Consider the following 3,652-nt stretch of genomic DNA (forward strand, 5'->3'; position numbering starts at 1 on the left):
CGCGTCGAGCTTGGGCTGCATCCAGCGGTGATGATCTTCCCACCAGTGGTCCATCAGACGCAGCAGGCACGCAATCCAGCCGATTCCGCCCTCGGAGATGATGAACTTGAGGCCGGGGTGGCGCTGCGGAGCGCCGCTCCAGATCAGCTCGGTCAGGGCGTTCATGGGCTGAAACGCCTTCTCATCCATGAAGGCCATGCCGGGACCGTTCTTGCGCGCCTTGGCGACGGTTGAGGCGCCGATATCTGCGGCCGTGCCCGAGTGGGCGACGGCCGGCAGGCCGATCTCTTCCAAACGCTCCCACAGCGACTCATAGTCCGGATGGATGTATGGCTTGACGGGCACCGCAGCCGGAATCATGACCGCTTTGAGGCCGAGCCGAGCCGCCCGTTCGGCCTCTGCGGCCGCCCATTCCAGGGGGCCCTGCATGGGCAGAATCGCTGCGCCGAGCAGGCGCTGCGGGGCGTAGGAACAGAACTCGCTGAGCCAGTCGTTGTACACCCGGACGGCCGCGCGTTGATATGCGGCGTCGGCAATGCGGTAGAACATCAGACTCCACTGGCCGGGATAGATGACTTCCGCCCGCAGATGGTCCAGGTCCTGGTCTTTGAGCCGCTGGTGGGGGTCTGAGGCGCCCGGCCGGGTATCCGCGTGGCGGGCTACCGGCGACTCGACCTTGCCGGCGATTTTGCTCTCCAGGGCTGCTCCGTCAAGGCCGACGGCGACCGGATCGAGCCCATCGACAACGTAGAAGTCAATCGACTTGCGGGTTTCGATATGGGGCGCCCGGTCGCGAAAGCGGGCCTCCATGCGGCTGGTCCACAGATCGGCCGGTTCGACCACATGACCATCGGCTGACACGTATCCGCCGGCGAGGCTGCTCGACATGCTGCGTCTCTCCTTCGGTGAACAGTTGGTGATAGACTTGGCTATGAACTGCCGCCATCCTAGAGTATGGGTCCCGGCTTTGGCAAGGTGCGCTGCCGGTAGCCGGAACGCCGTTTGACTCCGACTGAGCCAGCGGCTATAGCTCCGCAGTCAGACATGGGCCCGTCAGCCTGGACAAGGAGAAACGGATGGTCAAATTTGTTGCCTGCGCTCGTCGCAAAGCCGGTATGACAACCGCCGAGTTTCAGAGTTATTGGAAAAACAAGCACGGCCCGCTGGTCCGCAGCGTGCCCGAGTTCTGGGCCTATGTCCGCCGCTATGTCCAGGGCCACACCTCGAGTGAGCCGGTGCCGGGCTTCCCACCCCAGGACGAAGCCCCGTTCGACGGCATTGCCGAGCTGTGGTTCGACAGCGTCGAGGACATTGGCAAAGCCTTCAGCCACCCCCGCTATCTCGAAATCATTCGGCCCGACGAGCTGAAGTTTGTCGACTTTGCCAGCTCGCGCGTCTTTATCGTCGAGGATGTTGAGATTTCGTGAGGCTGGGCAGGCACGGGGGCCTGCCCCTACCCGGCCACGCCCGTGCGCGGAGTTTACAAACCCAGGATCTCGCGCTTCATGGCCGCCCGGATATGACACGGGCTGCCGGCCATCTCCGAGATCCGCAGATCGGCCGCCACACTGGCCAGGATCGCCGCCTCGGTCATATCGGCATCGGTCCGCTCGACCAGCAGCCGGGCCAGTTCGTCCACAGCCGCTCGTGCCGCAGCTTCGGCCGTCTCGCCGCTGCCCATGGTCTGGACCTCGTCCTGGGTGATCACGATCGGCTGGCTGAGCGGCAGCTCCGTTGCAATCTGACAGCGCAGCGTCACTGTGGCCGCAATCTCCACCGCCGAGGCGGTGGCTTCGCCGTCGCCCATCCTGGCGTGCACGTCCTCGATGGTCAGCAGCCCGCCCTCGGCAAACACCGGCAGAAAGACCGTTGAGCCAATCCCCAGCTGACTGTTGCTCAGCTGACCGCCAAAATCCCCGCACGCCCCGCTCGGTTGCGAGCCCTCGGCCGGGGCCAGTCCGATCTTGCTGATGTTGGGTATGAAGGGCAGGCTCAGGCTGTCGTTGTAGCGAATGCGGTTGCCCTCAATCGGGACGACTTTTTTCCGAAACTCGACCTGGTCCTTGAGCAGGCCGAAGCCCGGAATGGCGACCACATAGCCGAAGCCCTGGGCGGCTTTGATGTCCAGGACTTCCACCGCCAGCACCTGGCCGGGCTGCACCCCCTCGATATGGACCGGCCCGGTCATGACCGTCAGCTGCTCCATGGGCCATTCCCCGCCCTCGTTCCAGTCTCGAAAGCGGTCGTTGGTCTCCATCACAAACACCTCCCCGGGCTTGACTCTAGCGGCTGCGGGGTGGTCGGCGTCGAACGTGCGCACAATGTGCTCTTTGCCAATGGTTTGCATCTCCGGTTTCCTTTCTGTGACGATCAGTCGGCAATGGCGTCCAGCCCGGCCTGGGAGCAGGCGATGTCTTCGTCAACCGTCCCACCCCCGACCCCGATGCCGCCGATGACTTCGCCGTTGACCACAATCGGCAGGCCGCCGCCGACCAGGGTCGCCCGCTAGAAGTGGGACAGGCCGACGACGAGCGACAGGTCGTCCTTGATGACGCCGTACAGGTCTTTGGTGCCGACGCCGAACAGGGCGGTAAAGGCCTTGCGTTGGCAGCCCTCAATGCCCAGCAGCAGCGCCCCGTCCATACTGGCCAGGGCCTTGAGATTCCCGCCGCTGTCAATCACCGCCACATTCTGTTTACAGCCCAGCTCCTCGGCTTTGGCGACCGCCGCCGCCACCATCTTGGCTGCGGTCTCATACGAGAGCATCTGTCTGGCATACGTGTTGGCCATAAGCATCCCTCCTTTGCTGTGAAAGGTGAACGATGATGACCTCCTCATTCGCAAGAACTCATCGCTCACCTCTTCCGTACTCCGCTCGTCTGCCAGCGTCAAGTTTACCGGAGCGGCCGGTTTGACAAAGGCGGCCGAACAACAGAATAATCGCCCGGAAACAGGAGGCTTGCCGTGTTCCGCATTCGCGCCATCCAAAACGCCCTGGCTCAGCACGTCCCGGCCGCCGGACCGTCCCGGCTCGACCGCAACCGTACCGCGGTGGCGCTTATCCTGGCCGGTGCCGAACCCGACCTGCACCTGTGCGTGATCCGCCGTGCCGACCGGGACGGCGATCCGTGGTCGGGAGACATGGCCCTGCCGGGTGGCCGGGCCGCGCCCGAGGATGCCAGCCTGCAGGAGACGGCCGAGCGCGAGACGCGCGAAGAGGTCGGCCTCGTCCTGACGCCCGCCCAGCGGCTCGGCGCGCTGGCCGAAATATCGATCCTGCTGCGCGGCCGAGACCGGCTGCTGTTCCTGGCGCCGTTTGTGTATTACCTGGGACCGAGCCTCGCTCCGTTTACCCCCAACGAAGAGGTTAGTGAGGTCTACTGGATACCGCTGGCCCACCTGTGGGACGAACACAACGCCACCTCGCTCAAGCTGCCGACCCGGGACGTGTCGCTGTGGTACCCGGCGATTGGCTACCGCCAGCAGGTCGTGTGGGGCATCACCCACCGGGTGCTGATGCTCTTTTCGGATGTCATCGGACATCCCCTGCCGCATCTGGAGGCCATCCCCGGACTCGGCCACTGACCGCTGCGGCGATTCGGAGGGAGACAACAATGGAGATTGTGGGCTATGCCGATCAGCTGAGTGTCGC

6 protein-coding genes are annotated in these 3,652 nt (G+C 64.4%); 2 read left to right on the top strand and 4 right to left on the bottom strand.

The window, feature by feature from the left end:
* Positions 1-888, bottom strand: an 888-nt coding sequence (locus tag J4F42_21855) for an amidohydrolase family protein (protein MCE2488169.1), incomplete at its 3' end; no start/stop codon positions are given.
* A gap of 188 nt (positions 889-1,076) precedes the next feature.
* Between J4F42_21855 and J4F42_21860 the strand changes: the two genes are divergently transcribed.
* On the top strand, positions 1,077-1,427 hold the full coding sequence (locus J4F42_21860; GenBank protein MCE2488170.1) for an EthD domain-containing protein: 351 nt from the start codon (positions 1,077-1,079) through the stop codon (positions 1,425-1,427).
* A 53-nt stretch (positions 1,428-1,480) separates the two neighbouring features.
* On the opposite strand, the gene J4F42_21865 is transcribed toward J4F42_21860, so the two are convergent.
* From J4F42_21865 to J4F42_21875, 3 genes are read right to left on the bottom strand one after another with little or no spacing between them, the layout of a single operon-like run.
* Entirely contained in the window at positions 1,481-2,347 is an 867-nt protein-coding gene (locus J4F42_21865) for an acetamidase/formamidase family protein (protein MCE2488171.1), read from the bottom strand.
* A gap of 23 nt (positions 2,348-2,370) precedes the next feature.
* Positions 2,371-2,472, bottom strand: a complete 102-nt coding sequence (locus tag J4F42_21870; protein MCE2488172.1) for a heme-binding protein — start codon at positions 2,470-2,472, stop codon at positions 2,371-2,373.
* A 33-nt stretch (positions 2,473-2,505) separates the two neighbouring features.
* A complete protein-coding gene (locus J4F42_21875; protein MCE2488173.1) occupies positions 2,506-2,790 on the bottom strand; it encodes a heme-binding protein in 285 nt (94 codons plus the stop codon).
* Positions 2,791-2,964: 174 nt separating this feature from the next.
* On the opposite strand from J4F42_21875, the gene J4F42_21880 reads away from it, so the two are divergent.
* The gene (locus J4F42_21880; protein ID MCE2488174.1) at positions 2,965-3,585 is read left to right on the top strand and encodes an NUDIX domain-containing protein; all 621 of its coding nucleotides are present in this window, start codon (positions 2,965-2,967) and stop codon (positions 3,583-3,585) included.
* The last annotated feature ends 67 nt before the right edge of the window (positions 3,586-3,652 follow it).

It is taken from the genome of Desulfurellaceae bacterium, from assembly GCA_021296095.1.
Classification (GTDB): domain Bacteria; phylum Desulfobacterota; class Binatia; order Bin18; family Bin18; genus JAAXHF01.

Coding starts and splice junctions, on each gene's coding strand:
- J4F42_21865 (MCE2488171.1), bottom strand. CDS start 2,347: ATGCAAACCATTGGCAAAGAGCACATTGTGCGCACGTTCGACGCCGAC.
- J4F42_21860 (MCE2488170.1), top strand. CDS start 1,077: ATGGTCAAATTTGTTGCCTGCGCTCGTCGCAAAGCCGGTATGACAACC.
- J4F42_21875 (MCE2488173.1), bottom strand. CDS start 2,790: ATGGCCAACACGTATGCCAGACAGATGCTCTCGTATGAGACCGCAGCC.